This window comes from Streptomyces sp. R35, assembly GCF_041053035.1.
Taxonomy (GTDB): domain Bacteria; phylum Actinomycetota; class Actinomycetes; order Streptomycetales; family Streptomycetaceae; genus Streptomyces; species Streptomyces lutosisoli.
In genome coordinates this window covers 6,869,468-6,884,838 of record NZ_CP163440.1, presented here as the reverse complement: position 1 = coordinate 6,884,838, position 15,371 = coordinate 6,869,468, and the positions used below count along the sequence as shown (strand labels likewise).

The following is a 15,371-nucleotide window of genomic DNA, read 5'->3' as shown; positions in this document are numbered from 1 at the left end:
CCGTCCCGTCGTAAGGAATTCAGGGCGTTCAGACCGCGACCGGCTCGCCCGCGGCCGCGGCGATCTCCGCCTCGGCGACGACGCCCGTGACGCGGCGCAGCTTCTTCATGGGGCCGAGCTCGGACTCGTAGACCTTCTTGACGCCGTCACCGAGGGAGGCCTCGATGGTGCGGATGTCGCGGACCAGGCGGGTCAGGCCCTGCGGCTCGACCGAGGCGGCCTGGTCGGAGCCCCACATGGCGCGGTCGAGGGTGATGTGACGCTCGACGAAGGTGGCGCCGAGGGCGACCGCGGCGAGCGTGGTCTGCAGGCCCGTCTCGTGGCCGGAGTAGCCGATCGGAACGTTCGGGTACTCACCCTGGAGGGTGTTGATGACGCGGAGGTTCAGCTCGTCCGCCTTCGCCGGGTACGTCGAAGTGGCGTGGCAGAGCAGGATGTTGTCCGAGCCGAGGACCTCGACCGCGTGGCGGATCTGCTTCGGGGTCGACATGCCGGTGGAGAGGATGACCGTGCGGCCGGTGGCGCGGAGCGAGCGCAGGAGCTCGTCGTCCGTGAGGGACGCGGACGCGACCTTGTGGGCCGGGACGTCGAACTTCTCCAGGAAGGCGACGGCCTCGGTGTCCCACGGGGAGGCGAACCAGTCGATGCCCTTCTCCTTGGAGTACTCGTCGATCTGGCGGTACTCGTCCTCACCGAACTCCACACGGTGGCGGTAGTCGATGTAGGTCATGCGGCCCCAGGGGGTGTCGCGCTCGATGTCCCACTGGTCGCGCGGGGTGCAGATCTCCGGGGTGCGCTTCTGGAACTTGACGGCGTCGCAGCCGGCCTCGGCGGCGGCGTCGATCAGCTTGAAGGCGTTCTCGAGCTCGCCGTTGTGGTTGATGCCGATCTCGCCGACGACGTAGACGGGGTGGCCCGGGCCGGCGGTCTTCGAACCGAACGTGCGCAGACGGGAGTTGGTGCTCATGATGGAGACGTTCCTTACTTGTCGAGGGAGTCGAGAGAAGGGCCGAGGATCCAGCTGGCGATCTCTCGGATCGCGCCGTCGCCACCGGGGACGGTGGTGACCGCGCGTGCGGCGCCGCGCACGACGTCGTGGGCGCTCGCGACCGCCACGGGCCAGCCCACGAGGGCGAAGCACGGGAGGTCGTTGACGTCGTTGCCGACGTAGAGCACGCGCTCAGGCGCGATGCCCTGCTCCTCGCACCACTGCTTCAGTGCGAGGTCCTTGCGGTCGATGCCGTGCAGGACCGGGAGCTTGAGCTTCCGGGCCCGGGCGGCGACCACCGGGTTCTGTTCCGAGGACAGGATCAGCATCGTCAGCCCGCTCTTGCGGAGGGCGGCGATACCGAGTCCGTCTCCGCGGTGCACGGAGACGAACTCCCGTCCCTCGGAGTCGATCAGCACCCTGTCGTCGGTCTGGGTGCCGTCGAAGTCGAGGACGACCGCGTCGATGTCGGCGGCGGTCGGGAGGGCGCCGGGCCGGTTCGCGTCGAAGAGCGGCGCGAGGGCCCGGGCACGGGCGAGGTCGTGCGGGTCGTCGATCTCCAGCACGCGGGCCGGGTCGGTGCGCACCAGCTCCGTACGACCGAAGAAGCGGTGCTGGTGCTCGCGCAGGCCCGCCGCGTCCATGGCGTACGCGGCGCCGGTCTCCAGCAGGTCCTGGGGGCGGTCCTGGCGGCGCGGGCGGAACGACTTGTCGTGGTTGACGCCGTAACCGCCGTCCGTGGCGGTGGAGTTGGCGACCTTGGTCGAGCCCCCGACCTCGGAGGTGCGCGCGGTGTCGACGACCGCCGGGTCGTCGTCCGCGTCCCGCCAGATGAACCCGTGGAACGGCGCCACCGTCAGCGCGGTGTCGGCGCCGTTCTCCACGACCGCGCCCGCGACCCCGTCGATGTCCTCGCGGACGATGAACGGGCTGGTGCACTGGACCAGCAGGACCACGTCGACCGGGGAGCCGTGCAGCGCCTCGTGGGCGTCCATGGCATGCAGGACGGCGGCCTCGGAGGTGGCGGTGTCGCCAGCGATGGCAGCGGGGCGCAGCACGACCTCGGCGCCGGCCTCACGGGCGGCGGCGGCGATCGCCTGGTCGTCCGTGGAGACCACGACGTCCGTGACGAGCCGGGTGGCGCGGCACTCGCGCACCGCGCGGGCCACCAGCGGCACACCGCCGACGGGGAGGAGGTTCTTCGCGGGCACGCCCTTGGAGCCGCCGCGCGCGGGGATCACCGCGAGCACGCGGCGCACCGGCGCCGCTTGGCCCGCTTCCGGGTTGGTCATGCGCTGTTCTCCTTGACGAGGAAGGCGAGAAAGGCGTGGGGGGCGGGGGCTTCCGGGGGTGTCGGGACCGCCGGGGCCCTGGGCGGCGGCGCTCACAGCTCCCCCATCCGCCGGATCACCGGCGCCACGCGCTGGACGCCGTGGCGGTAGGCGCCGCGGGCCGCCCGGCGCACGATCTGCCGTACGGGGCTGGGCTCCTTGTCCGCCGCGGGCGCGCCGGGCAGCGGGCTGCCGTCCGGGCCGAGGTGGTGGCGGGCGAGGATGCCGGGCAGATAGCCGGGCGCGGTGACGGGCGTGTAGTAGGGGGCGAGGGCCGGGAGTCCGGGCGCCTCCAGCAGTTCGCTGATGCGGAACCGCGCCACGTCGAAGGCCGTCTCGTACGACCCGTCGGCGGCGACGCCCTGCCGGGCCACCCACGCCACGTCGGACACCGGCCGGTACCCGTCGTCGAGCTGGTCCCAGGAGGCGAGGCAGCCGGAGCCCACGAAGTGGTGGTTGCCGAGCGCCTCGCGCACCCCGAGGTCGCTCAGGACGACGGTGGGGATACGGCGGTGCAGGGACTCCAGGGCCGCCGTGGAGCTGATGGTGACCAGCAGGTCGGTGCGGTCGAGGACCTCGCCCATGTGCCCGTAGACCAGGCGGAAGTTGGCGGGCGGGTCGGCCTTCTGCACCAGCTTCTGGTAGGGCAGCTCCTCGATGTGCGTGGTGTGTTCGCCCGGCTTGGAGCGCAGCTTCAGCAGGACCTCGCGGTCCGGGTGCAGCCGTGCGTGCCGGATCAGCCGGTTCAGCAGATACGTGCGGTCCTTGCGGCTCTCCGGTACGGAGGGCTGGGCGGCGAAGACGACCGTGTACGGGTCGTGCCCCCCGGCGGGGTACGCCGTGCCGCCCAGGAAGGGCAGCGCGACCTCGGTCACCGACCCGGCGTCGGCGCCGACCCCCTCGTACACGGCCCGGAAACGGTCCGCGTCTTGGCGGGAGTTGGCGAGGACGAGGTCCGCGCCGTGCCGCAGCAGCAGCCCGTCGGCGAGCTTCTCGTAGACGACGCCGACATAGCCGGTGACGACCACGGGCCGCTTCGTCCGCCCGTCCCAGGCGCGGGCCAGCCCGTGCAGCATCGCCTGGACGGCGCCGCCGACGAGGGCGAGGACCAGGACGTCGTACTGCTCCTTCGCCATGTCGCGCAGGAATTCGACGGCGGTGACCTCGCGGAGGGAATCCGCGCGGACGCCGACTTCTTCGAGCTGGCGGGCGGTGGGGGTGGCACGGCCGCGCAGGAGGTATCCGTCGAGGTGGATGTCCGATTCGACAGGAGAGATACGGTTCGCGGTGAGCGAACCCCATTTCCACCGGGTATCGGAGTCCGCCAGGACGGCGACCCGCAGGGACTTCGTGGTACTTGCTGGCACGTCCAAGACGCTAGAAAGCGATGTGGAGTTGCGGCCCAACCTGAATGCAACAAAGGGTTAACAGCACGTCGACGAATGGCGAATCGGGCCGCTTACGCACAGGAAAAAAGCCTGGTTCACAGCTTCGCCACGCGCCGTTCACCTGGCATCAAGCCGCCGGTCAAGACGAATGCCGGGCCGCCGCCTAACGTCACGTGGGTGGTCAAGCTCTCCGTCATCGTGCCGTTCTACAACGTGCAGCAATACGCGCCCGACACTCTGAAGAGCCTGCGTGCGAACGCGCGGGCGGACTTCGAATTCATTCTCGTCGACGACTGTTCGCGCGACGAGACACCGGACATCCTCGCGCGCGCGGAGCGCGAGCTCCCGGGCGCGGTGTATGTCAGACATGAGAAGAATGGAGGACTGGCGACCGCGCGCAACACAGGCATCGACGCGGCACGCGGCGAGTACCTCACGTTCCTCGACGGGGACGACTGGCTCGCCCCCGGCTATTACGAGCAACTCCTGGGCTCCATCGAGGACTTGGGCTGCGACTTCGTCCGTACGGACCATGTCCAGTGCACCGCCCGCGCCCGCACCATCCACCGTGTTCCGCAGGGCCGGCGGGGTGTGGTGATGAATCCACGCGACGCGATCCTGCCCGCCGACCGGTCCACCTCCGTCGACTACGCCTACGCCTGGGCGGGCATCTACCACCGCCGGCTGGTCGACCGCGGACTCCTGCACTTCACCCATGGACTGCGTACGGCCGAGGACCGGCCGTGGATCTGGAAACTGCACCGGGAGGCGGAATCCTTCGCCACGGTGGGGCTGCTCGGCGTGTTCTACCGGCGTGGCGTAGCCTCCTCTCTCACCCAGATCGGCGACGTACGCCAGCTCGATTTCATTCGCGCGTTCGATCAGGTCGTGGCGGAAACCGCCGAGGATCGTGACGCGGAAAAACTCCTGCCCAAAGCCGTGCGCACATATTGCGCGATTATTTCCCATCACCTGGGATCCATCGAAAGGTTCGAGCCAGCGGTGGCACGGAAACTCAAGTCCATGAGCGCCGTCGCCCTGCGGCGTATGCCGCAGGACGTGCTCGACGACGCCCTCGACTCGATGGACATCCAGCGCGCCACCCGGCTGCGCCGGCTGCGCCGCCGTCCCGCCGCCACGGGGGTGGCCGCGTGACCACCCAGATCTTCCTGGCGTCCACGCTGTACGGAACGGCCACGCTCGCCGCCGCCCTGGACACCGAGTGTTTCGCGCCCGCCGACCGGCGCATCCTGCTCGTCTCCAACAACGCGGCGACACCCGAGACGACGTCCGGCGTGGACGACATGCCCGGCTTCGAGCAGCTGCGCGGCCGCTTCGACGACGTGATCTCCTGGAACGAGACCATCTCCCCCTTCCACCCCGGCGGTTGGGCCCCGCGGCTCGACGACGTACCCCTGTGGGAGCGGCATCTGCGGCTCGCCTGGAACCTCGGCGACGACGACATCGAGCTGGCCGTCGAGTCGATCCAGGTGAACCCGGCGCTCGGCGTCGCGCAGATCTTCACCGGCGCGCCCGTCACCGTCTACGCGGACGGCCTGATGAGCTACGGCCCCACCCGCAACAAGATCGACCCGCTGGTCGGCACCCGGGTGACCCGCCTGCTCCACCTGGACCTGGTCCCCGGCCTCACGCCCCTGCTCCTCACGGAGTTCGACGTCGAGCCGGAGATCGTGCCGACGGACGCGTTCGTGAAGGTGCTCGCCGAACTCGTGGACACCGGCGACACGTTGCCCGCCATCGACGAACCGGCACTTCTCCTCGGCCAGTACCTCTCCGCGCTGGACATCCTCACCGCCGAGGAGGAGGAGAACCTCCACGTACGGATGCTGAAGGGCGCCCTCGCCCTCGGCCACACCCGCGTGGTGTTCAAGCCGCACCCCTCGGCCCCGGCCCGCTGGTCGCGCCTGCTGGAGAAGGAGGCCGAGAAGCTCGGCGCCGACCTCACGGTGCTCGACACCCCGGTCCTCGCCGAGGTGCTCTACCAGCGGATGCGCCCCGCCCTGGTCGTCGGCTGCTTCTCCACCGCGCTGCTCACGGCGTCCGCGCTGTACGGCCTGCCGGTCGCCCGCATCGGCACCGGGTCGCTCCTCGACCGTCTCACGCCGTACGAGAACAGCAACCGCATCCCCGTGACGATCGTGGACGCCCTGCTGCCCGAGCTGACGGACGAGGCGGCGGTCGCCGAGCAGCGGCACGGCATGGATGTGGCGGGCCTGACCGAGCTCGTGCGCGCCGTGGGCTTCGCGATGCAGCCGAAGATCTACCCGCGGCTGCGCGGTGCCGCCGAGCGCTACCTCTCCCAGCATCTGACACAGCACAACTGGCGCTACTTCAAGCGCCGCCGCCTCACTTCGCTGGCCCTGCCCGGCGCCGTACCGGCCCAACTCGCCTTCATCCCGCGCAACGCGACCGTACGCCGCGTCGCACGCACGGCGCGTGCGCTGCGCCGGGGGGCCAAGCGCTGACGACGATCGCCGGACCGCCGTACCGCCGATCGCCGCGCCCCCGTCCCACTCCACTCCGGGACGGGGGCTTCGCGTTGCCCGGATCCCGCCGGCCGCTCGGCGCCCCCGATAGGGACTCCGAGTGCCGCCGCGGCGTCGACACGCCGGGAGGTCCTTCGTCCTGGGGACATCCGCCAGGCATGTGTAGAGAACCAGACATCTGCGGGTATGCGTCCCAGGCCCGTCGCGCCCCTGCGCCGTGACGTCGCGCCCCCCACGCCCCCAGCTGAGAAGGTCCCGCGATGAACGCGTCCGACCAGACGTTGGCAGCGACAGGCTCGCCCCTCACGCCGACCACCACGCTTCGTCCGCCGGCCACCTCTCGCACTCCTCCCGCCCCCGCCCCGGCCGGCCGCGAGGACCGGCTGCGCTCACTGGACGGACTGCGTCTGCTGGCCGCCCTGTTCGTCTGCCTCTACCACTTCGCCGGGAGGGGCGGGACGATCGCCGGCTCCTGGCACCAGTCCCCCGGCCGGCTGTTCCCGAGCCTGTCGCTCGCGGCGGTCTACGGCTGTCTCGGCGTGCAGTTCTTCTTCGTCATCAGCGGCTTCGTGATCTGCATGAGCAGTTGGGGCCGGACCCTGGGCGACTTCTTCCGCTCCCGGGTCGCCCGTCTCTACCCGGCGTACTGGACCGCGCTGATCCTGGTCACCGTGGCGGCCTGCGCGCTCCCGGTCGTCCTGCGTCCGCTCGGCCTCGACGCGTTCCTCGTCAACCTGACGCTGCTGCAACAGCCGATGGGCGTACCCCGGGTCCTGGGGGTGTGCTGGACGCTGTGGGCGGAGGTCCGCTTCTACGCGCTGTTCGCGCTGTGCGTGGTCCGGCGGGGCGTCACCTACCGCCGGGTGGTGCTGTTCTGCTGTGGGTGGACCCTGGCCTGCGCCCTCGCCCGGGTCGCCGGCAGCCCGCTGACCGACGAGCTGGTGATGCCCGGGCACGCCCCCTTCTTCATCGGCGGCCTGGCGCTCTACCTCGTGCACCGCTTCGGGAGCGACCCACTGCTGTGGGGCATCGTCGGTGTCTCCTGGCTGCTGGGACAGCACCAGGCGACGACAGCACTGTGGCACCCGGGCGCACAGGGCGACTTCCACCGCGATCCCTACGTCATCCTGCTCATCGTCACCCTCGCCTTCGCCGCCGTGGCGGCAGTGGCCATGGGCTGGACACGCTGGGCGAACTGGCACTGGCTGACGGTGGCGGGGGCGCTGACGTACCCCTTCTACCTGGTGCACGAGCACCTGGGCTGGTTCGCCATCCGCCTGCTCCACCGCGACCTCGGCCTGCCCGCGTATCCGACACTCACGCTCAGTGTGCTGAGCCTGCTGGCCCTGTCCTGGCTGATCCACCACTTCGTGGAAAGACCGTTCGGGCCACGGCTGAAGCGGGCGCTCGCGGTACGGCCGGCACGGTGACGGGCGGCCGGGGAAGTGACCCCGGGCCGCCGCGCGCGATGGATCAGATCCAGTACTGCTCGTTCTCACCGTTGCAGGTGTAGATGACGAGCTTGGTGCTGTTCGCGGTGCCGGCGGCGTAGGTGGAGAGGCACTTGCCGCTCTTGGCGTTGACGAGCTGACCGGATGAGTAGTTCCATCTCTGCTCGTCGCCGTTGTTGCAGTCGTAGATGATGACCAGCGTGTTGTTGGCCGTGCCCGCGGCGTAGGTGGAAAGGCACTTGCCGCTCTTGTCGTTGACCAGACGGCCCTGGCTGTCGTGCTCCCACAACTGCTCGAAACTGCCGTTGCAGTCGTAGACGATGGCCGCGGTGTTGTTCGTCGTCCCGGCGGCGTAGGTGGACATACAGGTATTGCTCTTGCTGTTGACCCACGTGAAGTAGTCGAGCGCCGTGGCGGAAGCCTGTGTCGAACCGAAGGAGAGGCCGGCGGCCACCGCCGCGCCGGCCACCAGAGCTGTACGGATCTTCGTCCTGCTCACACGTGCCCCCAATTTCCGTCGCAGACGGGATTTCCGTCATACGGGATTCCTGAGCAGCTCCTGCCACATGTGACACCGGAGCCACGGGGAAGATCTTGGCATGTGCAGCACCAGTGACGACTCCTGGTTATCGGCCCACGTCAGGTGAATCCAGAAGGAAGCAAAGACGAAAGTGAGGTATCCGTTCCGCGTTCCCCCGGGGGCGACGGAAGCGGCATGCCTGCACATGACATGCACGTAACCCGCGCATGCCCGAATAGCGAGACATGCGAGGTGGCCGAAAGCGGCCCGGGGTCCCCTCGATGAAGCCTCCCATGACGGACACCTGAAAACACCCGCCCATAAGACGGGAATTGGCCTGGCATTCACCTTGTCGCGGGTTTGCCATTCCTTCTCCGGGCAGGCTCCGAACAGCTCTTGACCGGCCCATAGGCATCTCATAGGTTCCTGGACCTGTCGGCCAGGCCTCGTCCGCACAAGGGAGTGCTCTCTCCTCATGACCGCCACACAAGGCGCCACCCGCCCGCCCCGCCGGCTCGACGACGTTCCCGGCTGGTTTCCCGTTCTCGACCAGATGCTCTTCGAGTGGTTCCTGGACCGCCAGGAGTCATCGGGAATGCGGGGTGATCTGCTGGAAGTCGGTGTGTACATGGGCAAGAGCGCGATATTCCTCGGCCGTCATCTCCAGGCCGCCGAGCGGTACACGGTGTGCGACCTCTTCGAGGGCTCCGCCCCGGACGACGCCAACAAGGCGGAGTCGACAAAGTCGTACGGCGCGCTCACCCGACAGGCCTTCGAGGAGAACTACCTCTCCTTCCACGATGAGCTGCCCCGCGTACTCCAGGGCCCCAGCAGCGTGGTGCCGGCGGAGGTCGCCGCCGGGACCTGCCGGTTCGTCCACATCGATGCCTCGCACCTCTACGAGCACGTGTACGGCGACATCGGCGCCGCCCGCGACGCGCTGCTGCCCGGCGGAGTCGTCGTCCTGGACGACTTCCGCTCGGAACACACGCCCGGCGTCTCCGTGGCCGCCTGGGAGGCGGTGCTCACCAGGGGTCTGCGCCCGATCTGCCTGAGCACGCAGAAGCTGTACGGGACCTGGGACGATCCCGGCCCCGTCCAGGAGGAGCTGCTGGCGGCGGTGCGCGAACGCGAGGACTGCCATCTGAGCGTCCAGCAGGCAGCCGGACACCGCATAGTCCGCCTCAAGTCCAAGAAGGGCATGCGGGCACCGGCGTTCTCGCCGTCGCGGTACGCGAACGGGGCCGAACCCACCGCGGACCGAGCCCCCACCAGGCCGGACACGTCCACCGCCCGAGGCCGCAGCCGCACCCGTCGCATCGCCGCCGACCTGCTGCCGCCCGTCCTCACCCGCGCGATCCGCGGCGCCCGCCGGTCGGCCAACCACATCGGCTGACCGACCGTACCGAGGGGCCCCGCCTGGATGCTGCCGACAGCATCTCCCGGCAGCCCCTCCGTACGGCCTTGCGGAAGAGCCTGGCCGGCTGGGGAGCGGCCGACATCGAGGATGCGGCGCTCGTCGCGCTCTCCGAGTTGATGGCCAATGCCGTACGGCACGCTCACGGCACTCGCGCCGGGACCTCGAGACCCGTTTCCTCCGGCCTGCGAACGGAGCCGTACGCATCGAAGTGCACGACACCGCGGCCGACAGGTCTGGGCCGAACCGAACACGCCCCCACAGACACCGGCGCCGTCGTCGGACTCGCCGCTCAGCCGACCCCGTACCGCCCTTCGATCCCCGCGACCACCAGAGCCAGCCCCTCCTCGAAGTGCCGGTCGTAGTCGGCGAAGATCTCCGCGCCCGCCTGGGCCGACAAGGGAAAGTCGGCCATCAGGCGGGCGCGTTGCTCGGTGTCGTACCCCTCGCGGCGCTCGCCCGGCAGGGGCTGGACGCCCTGTTCCTCGGTGACGAAGCCGAGTGTGTAGAGGTACGCGGTCGACGTGGCCCGCACCGCCTGAGCCAGCGTGAACCCGGCCTCCGTGAACAGCCGCAGGGTCCGCTCCATCTCGACGGCGTGCAGGGTGCCGGTGAAGCGTGAGCCGCTGAAGACCTTGGCGCCGTCGCGGTAGCTCAGCAGCGCGGTGCGCAGTCCGCGGGCGGACGTCAGGAGCCGTTCCTGCCAGGTGGTGTCGAGGGCGGGCTCCTGGCCCGCGACCATCCGCCGGTACATCTCCGTCGCCATCTCGTCGAGCAGCGCCTGCTTGTCCTTGAAGTGCCAGTACAGAGCCGGCGCCTTGACGTCCAGCTCCTTGGCGATGGCGCGCAGGGTCAGGCCCTCCAGGCCTGCCTCGTTCAGCAGCTTCAGGGCGGTGTCCGCGACCCGTTTGCGGTCGAGGGGCGCTCGTCGTTCCGTACTCACACTTGACACCTTAACAGCGTTAAGGGCACGCTCATGAGCGACGGCACTTAACAGCGTTAAGGAGAGAGTGAGCGATGACTGTGGACACGGACGTCCTGATCGTCGGCGCGGGCCCGACCGGCCTCGCCCTCGGCATCGACCTGGCCCGGCGCGGGGTGGCCGCGCTCGTCGTGGAGCGGGCCGACAGGCTGTTCCCCGGGTCGCGCGGCAAGGGGATCCAGCCACGCACGATGGAGGTCTTCGACGACCTCGGGGTGCTGGACGCGATCCGCGCGGCGGGCGGTGACTACCCGGTCGGGATGATCTGGCGGGACGGCGAGCGGGTCGGTGAACACCGGATGTTCGACCCGGCCGAGGCCGGCGACGACTCGCCGTACGCGCAGCCGTGGATGGTGCCGCAGTGGCGTACGCAGGAGATCCTGTTCGCGCGGCTGGCGGAGCTCGGAGGGCGGGTCGAGTTCGGGCGGGAGGTCGTCGGTCTCGCGCAGGACGAGGACGGTGTGACCGTGGAGTTCGCCTCCGGCGCGCCCGTCCGCGCCCGGTACGCCGTCGCCGCCGACGGGGGCCGCTCGGCGGTGCGCCGCGCGCTCGGGATCGGTATGGCCGGGGAGGCCGATATGACCATGGCCCCGAACCCGATGCTGGTGGCGGACGTCCGGATCACCGGGCTCGACCGCGACAACTGGCATGTCTTCCCGCCGTCCGACAGCGAGGGCTTCCTCGCGATCTGCCCACTGGCGGGGACGGCGGACTTCCAGATCGCGGCCCAGTTCGCGGAGGGTACCGACGTCGACCTCTCCCTCGACGGCATCCGCAAGGTCGTCGCCGCCCGCTCGCACCTGTCCCCCGACGCCCTGACGGAGGTGCGCTGGGCCTCGGACTTCCGGCCGCGGGCCGCGCTGGCGGACCGCTTCCGCGCCGGGCGGGTGTTCCTCGCCGGGGACGCGGCGCACGTCCACTCCCCCGCCGGGGGCCAGGGCCTCAACACCAGCGTCCAGGACGCGTACAACCTCGGCTGGAAGCTCGGCGCGGTGCTGCGCGACGGGGCTCCCGAGTCCCTCCTCGACTCCTACGAGGAGGAGCGGCTGCCCGTCGCCGCGGACATGCTCGGCCTCTCCACCCGGGTCCACCGGGGCGAGGCCCGCCGCGGCACCGCCACGCGGCAGCTCGGCCTCGGCTACCGGAGTTCCTCACTCGCGGTGGAGACCCGTACGGGCCTGTCGGAGGCCTCGCTCCGGGCGGGCGATCGCGCACCCGACGGCGCCCACGACGGCGCACGCCTCTTCGACACGTTCCGGGGGCCGCACTGGACCCTGCTGACGGTCGGCACGGGCGCGGGCGCGGGCACGGGCACAAGCTCGGGCACGAGCCTACCGTCGCTCTCCGCCGTCCGCACGCTGCGGATTCCCTCGCGGGAGGCGTACGGGAGCGGGGTCTTCCTCGTACGACCGGACGGTTACGTCGGCTGGGCGGGCGAGACGACGGAGGGGCTGACGGAGTACGCGACGGGCGTCGGCCTCCGCCACACCCAGCCCGGCTAGGCGGCGCTCGCGAGCGTGAGCTTCACGGCGAAGCCGAGGAAGAGGGCGCCCGCGGCGGTCGTGGCCCCCGCGGAGAGGCGCTTGCGCCTGCGGAAGGCCGCCGCCAGCTTCGTGCCGCTGAATATCAGCGCGGTCAGGTACAGGAAGCTCGCGAGCTGGGCGAAGGCGCCGAGGACGACGAAGGAGAGGGCCGGGTAGGCATACCCCGGGTCCACGAACTGCACGAAGAAGGCGACGAAGAACAGGATCGCCTTCGGGTTGAACAGGCTGATCACGAAGGCGCGCCGGTAGGGCCGCTCCTCGGCGGCCGCCTCGGACTCCACGGCCTCCGCGACCCGCTCCCGCCGGGTCCGCCACATCTCCCACGCCGCCCGCAGCATCCCGACCGCCAGCCACGTCAGATACCCGGCTCCGGCGTACTTCACGATCCCGAACAGCACCGCGTTCGCCTGCAACAGCGAGGCGACTCCTGCCGCGGAGAGGGTCATCAGCACGGTGTCGCCGCACCAGACTCCGGCGGCGGCCGTGTACCCGGCGCGCACACCCCGGCGGGCGGCGACCGACAGCACGTAGAGGGAGTTCGGACCGGGGAGCAGGACGATCAGGACGAGGCCTGCGAGATAGGTGGGGAGATCAATGACACCGAGCATGAAAGCGAGTGTCGCACGGGAGTACGACACTCCCTCTTGGGGTGTCGCCCGGCGAGACGGGCGATCGGCGGGTGAGCATGCGGCTCACAGATCGAAGGAGGGACCGTCGTCGAAGCCCGGGAGGTCGATCGACTCGTCAGGGAGCTCCGTCGACTTCTCGTAGAGCTCGGTTGGCGGGGCGTAGAGCCCGACATGGTCCTCGAGCGGCTCCATCGGCTCGTACGTGAGCGGCTGGTTCTTGTCGATCTCACGGTGGCGCAGCCATTCCGCGATCCCCTGCGTCTGCATGAAGTCCTTGGCCGCCTCCGCCTCCAGCTCCTTCTGCTCGGCCTTCTCGCGCATGCCCCGGACCGCGTCACTCAGCATCGTGACGGTCTTGCCGATCACCGACGTCGGCATCATGTGGATGAGGAAGCCGCCGATCACGCACCGGGCCGCGCCGGCCGCCAGGCTGTTGTCGCTCTTGAGGTCGGCGTGGACCCCCTGCAGCAAGGCTGCGTCGATGTCCCCGTGCAGGGCCGTGATGACCACCGATGCCGCGTCGTAGACGGTGGCGCCCCCGGGCTCCAGGGGACACGTCAGGGCGATGACCGAGTCCTCGCCCGCACCGATTTCATGGAACGTGATCGCGAGGTGCTTGGTCTTCTCGTTGACCCTCTCGATGGTCAGCGGAGGCTCCATGCCCTCGATCACGGCCAGCGCGTTGTCGAGGACCTGCTTCTCGTTGGCGAGCGGACCGACGTCGACGGCCAGCCCCTTGAGGTCCAGCCCTGGCTTCTCGCGCATCCCGCCCAGGAGGGGCTTCGACAGGATGATCTCGTTGTCGATGGACCGGTCGCCGGGCGGCTCCAACGGCGGACGAACCTGCTCGATCTTCCTCGTCGGGCGCTCGATCCTCCGACCCGGCCTTTCCCGTCCGAACTCCATCCGAACCTCCCCGAAGCAACGGGCCGCCATGTCTCCCTAAGACGCCTCGGCCCGCCCCCGGGTTCCCTCAAAAGCGCTGCTCAGAAGGCGTCCGACGGCACATACGTCCCCCAGACCCCCCGCAGCGCATTGCACACCTCGCCCACCGTCGCCCGGGCCCGCAGCGCGTCCTTCATCGGATACAGCACGTTGTCCGTGCCCTCCGCCGCCTTCTTCAGGTCGGCCAGCGCGGCGTCCACCGCCGACTGGTCCCGCTCCGCGCGGAGCTTCGCGAGGCGTTCGGCCTGCTGGGCCTCGATGGCCGGGTCGACGCGGAGGGGCTCGTACGGCTCCTCCTCGTCGAGCTGGAAGCGGTTGACGCCCACGACCACCCGCTCGCCGGAGTCGGTCTCCTGGGCGATGCGGTAGGCGCTGCGCTCGATCTCGGACTTCTGGAAGCCGTGCTCGATGGCGTTGACCGCGCCGCCCAACTCCTCGACCCTGTCCATGAGTTCGAGGGTCGCCGCCTCGACGTCGTCGGTCATCTTCTCGATGACGTACGAGCCCGCGAAGGGGTCCACCGTGGCGGTGACATCGGTCTCGTAGGCCAGAACCTGCTGGGTACGGAGGGCCAGGCGGGCGCTCTTGTCCGTCGGGAGCGCGATCGCCTCGTCGAAGGAGTTGGTGTGCAGGGACTGCGTGCCGCCGAGCACCGCTCCCAGGCCCTGGACGGCGACGCGCACCAGGTTCACCTCGGGCTGCTGCGCCGTCAGCTGCACGCCCGCCGTCTGCGTGTGGAAGCGCAGCATCAGCGACTTGGGGTTCTTGGCGCCGAACTCGTCCTTCATCACCCGGGCCCAGATGCGGCGGGCCGCGCGGAACTTGGCGACCTCCTCCAGGATCGTCGTACGGGCGACGAAGAAGAAGGAGAGGCGGGGGGCGAAGTCGTCGACGTCCATCCCGGCCGCTACCGCCGTCCGCACGTACTCGATGCCGTCGGCGAGCGTGAACGCGATCTCCTGTGCGGGGGACGCGCCCGCCTCCGCCATGTGGTAGCCGGAGATCGAGATCGTGTTCCACTTCGGGATCTCGGTATTGCAGTACTTGAAGATGTCCGCGATCAGCCGGAGGGAGGGCTTGGGCGGGAAGATGTACGTGCCCCGTGCGATGTACTCCTTGAGTACGTCGTTCTGGATCGTGCCCGTCAGCTGGTCCGCCGGGACGCCCTGCTCCTCGCCGACCAGTTGGTACATCAGCAGGAGCAGCGCCGCGGGCGCGTTGATCGTCATCGACGTCGAGACCTTGTCCAGCGGAATCCCGCCGAACAGGATCCGCATGTCCTCGACCGAGTCGATCGCCACGCCGACCTTGCCGACCTCACCGTGCGCGATCGCGGCATCGGAGTCGTGGCCCATCTGGGTGGGCAGGTCGAAGGCGACCGACAGACCGTGGGTGCCGTTGGCGATCAGCTGCTTGTAGCGGGCGTTCGACTCCACGGCCGTACCGAAGCCGGCGTACTGCCGCATCGTCCACGGACGGCCCGTGTACATCGACGGGTAGACGCCGCGGGTGAAGGGGTACGAGCCCGGCGCGCCCAGCTGCTCAGCCGGGTCCCAGCCCTCCAGGGTCTCCGGCCCGTAGACCGGCTCGATGGGCAGACCAGACTCGGATTCGCGCGCCATTGCTGTGCCTCCCGCTGAAGCTACTCACTAGTAGGATCCGACTCTCG

The 15,371-nt window shown here is 69.9% G+C and carries 13 protein-coding genes; 5 read left to right on the top strand and 8 right to left on the bottom strand.

Annotated features, from left to right (window positions below; all coding sequences use genetic code 11):
- Positions 1–28 precede the first annotated feature (28 nt).
- The 3 genes from AB5J50_RS31370 to AB5J50_RS31360 all read right to left on the bottom strand — a co-directional run bounded on the left by AB5J50_RS31370 (position 29) and on the right by AB5J50_RS31360 (position 3,686).
- Positions 29–967: an N-acetylneuraminate synthase family protein gene (locus AB5J50_RS31370; protein ID WP_327431189.1), complete on the bottom strand. Its 939-nt coding sequence runs from the start codon at positions 965–967 to the stop codon at positions 29–31.
- 14 nt (positions 968–981) lie between these two features.
- On the bottom strand, positions 982–2,280 hold the full coding sequence (locus tag AB5J50_RS31365; RefSeq protein WP_369261504.1) for an NTP transferase domain-containing protein: 1,299 nt from the start codon (positions 2,278–2,280) through the stop codon (positions 982–984).
- A 92-nt stretch (positions 2,281–2,372) separates the two neighbouring features.
- Entirely contained in the window at positions 2,373–3,686 is a 1,314-nt protein-coding gene (locus AB5J50_RS31360; RefSeq protein WP_369261503.1) for a DUF6716 putative glycosyltransferase, read from the bottom strand.
- A gap of 198 nt (positions 3,687–3,884) precedes the next feature.
- On the opposite strand from AB5J50_RS31360, the gene AB5J50_RS31355 reads away from it, so the two are divergent.
- The 3 genes from AB5J50_RS31355 (at position 3,885) to AB5J50_RS31345 (ending at position 7,644) form a co-directional block, all read left to right on the top strand.
- Positions 3,885–4,862 carry a glycosyltransferase family 2 protein gene (locus tag AB5J50_RS31355; RefSeq protein WP_369261502.1) on the top strand — a complete coding sequence of 326 codons (978 nt, stop codon included), beginning with the start codon at positions 3,885–3,887 and terminating at the stop codon, positions 4,860–4,862.
- Positions 4,859–6,193: an alpha-2,8-polysialyltransferase family protein gene (locus AB5J50_RS31350; protein ID WP_369261501.1), complete on the top strand. Its 1,335-nt coding sequence runs from the start codon at positions 4,859–4,861 to the stop codon at positions 6,191–6,193. The genes AB5J50_RS31355 and AB5J50_RS31350 overlap by 4 nt, the downstream gene beginning before the upstream one ends.
- A 281-nt stretch (positions 6,194–6,474) precedes the next feature.
- Positions 6,475–7,644, top strand: coding sequence for an acyltransferase family protein (locus AB5J50_RS31345; RefSeq protein ID WP_369261499.1), 1,170 nt, complete (start codon positions 6,475–6,477; stop codon positions 7,642–7,644).
- Between the two features lie 43 nt (positions 7,645–7,687).
- Here the strand turns inward: AB5J50_RS31345 and AB5J50_RS31340 are convergent, their stop codons facing one another.
- Complete coding sequence (locus tag AB5J50_RS31340) at positions 7,688–8,164, bottom strand: RICIN domain-containing protein (protein ID WP_369261497.1); 477 nt, start codon at positions 8,162–8,164, stop codon at positions 7,688–7,690.
- A gap of 496 nt (positions 8,165–8,660) precedes the next feature.
- Between AB5J50_RS31340 and AB5J50_RS31335 the strand changes: the two genes are divergently transcribed.
- Positions 8,661–9,581, top strand: a complete 921-nt coding sequence (locus tag AB5J50_RS31335) for a class I SAM-dependent methyltransferase (RefSeq protein ID WP_369261495.1) — start codon at positions 8,661–8,663, stop codon at positions 9,579–9,581.
- Between the two features lie 313 nt (positions 9,582–9,894).
- Here AB5J50_RS31335 and AB5J50_RS31330 read toward each other — a convergent pair whose 3' ends face one another.
- Positions 9,895–10,545, bottom strand: coding sequence for a TetR/AcrR family transcriptional regulator C-terminal domain-containing protein (locus tag AB5J50_RS31330; protein ID WP_369261493.1), 651 nt, complete (start codon positions 10,543–10,545; stop codon positions 9,895–9,897).
- A 74-nt stretch (positions 10,546–10,619) separates the two neighbouring features.
- Between AB5J50_RS31330 and AB5J50_RS31325 the strand changes: the two genes are divergently transcribed.
- Positions 10,620–12,086, top strand: a complete 1,467-nt coding sequence (locus AB5J50_RS31325) for an FAD-dependent oxidoreductase (RefSeq protein ID WP_369261491.1) — start codon at positions 10,620–10,622, stop codon at positions 12,084–12,086.
- Here the strand turns inward: AB5J50_RS31325 and leuE are convergent.
- The 3 genes from leuE to AB5J50_RS31310 form a co-directional block, all read right to left on the bottom strand.
- A complete protein-coding gene (gene leuE / locus AB5J50_RS31320; protein ID WP_369261490.1) occupies positions 12,083–12,736 on the bottom strand; it encodes a leucine efflux protein LeuE in 654 nt (217 codons plus the stop codon). The genes AB5J50_RS31325 and leuE overlap by 4 nt on opposite strands.
- Before the next feature lie 84 nt (positions 12,737–12,820).
- Entirely contained in the window at positions 12,821–13,663 is an 843-nt protein-coding gene (locus AB5J50_RS31315) for a hypothetical protein (protein ID WP_369261488.1), read from the bottom strand.
- Between the two features lie 80 nt (positions 13,664–13,743).
- Positions 13,744–15,324, bottom strand: coding sequence for a methylmalonyl-CoA mutase (locus AB5J50_RS31310; protein WP_369261486.1), 1,581 nt, complete (start codon positions 15,322–15,324; stop codon positions 13,744–13,746).
- Between the last annotated feature and the right edge of the window lie 47 nt (positions 15,325–15,371).

Excerpts from the sequence above, each read along its gene's own strand:
- AB5J50_RS31310 (WP_369261486.1), bottom strand. The coding sequence starts at position 15,324 with ATGGCGCGCGAATCCGAGTCTGGTCTGCCCATCGAGCCGGTCTACGGG.
- AB5J50_RS31325 (WP_369261491.1), top strand. The coding sequence starts at position 10,620 with ATGACTGTGGACACGGACGTCCTGATCGTCGGCGCGGGCCCGACCGGC.
- AB5J50_RS31370 (WP_327431189.1), bottom strand. The coding sequence starts at position 967 with ATGAGCACCAACTCCCGTCTGCGCACGTTCGGTTCGAAGACCGCCGGC.
- AB5J50_RS31315 (WP_369261488.1), bottom strand. The coding sequence starts at position 13,663 with ATGGAGTTCGGACGGGAAAGGCCGGGTCGGAGGATCGAGCGCCCGACG.
- AB5J50_RS31345 (WP_369261499.1), top strand. The coding sequence starts at position 6,475 with ATGAACGCGTCCGACCAGACGTTGGCAGCGACAGGCTCGCCCCTCACG.
- leuE (WP_369261490.1), bottom strand. The coding sequence starts at position 12,736 with ATGCTCGGTGTCATTGATCTCCCCACCTATCTCGCAGGCCTCGTCCTG.
- AB5J50_RS31365 (WP_369261504.1), bottom strand. The coding sequence starts at position 2,280 with ATGACCAACCCGGAAGCGGGCCAAGCGGCGCCGGTGCGCCGCGTGCTC.
- AB5J50_RS31335 (WP_369261495.1), top strand. The coding sequence starts at position 8,661 with ATGACCGCCACACAAGGCGCCACCCGCCCGCCCCGCCGGCTCGACGAC.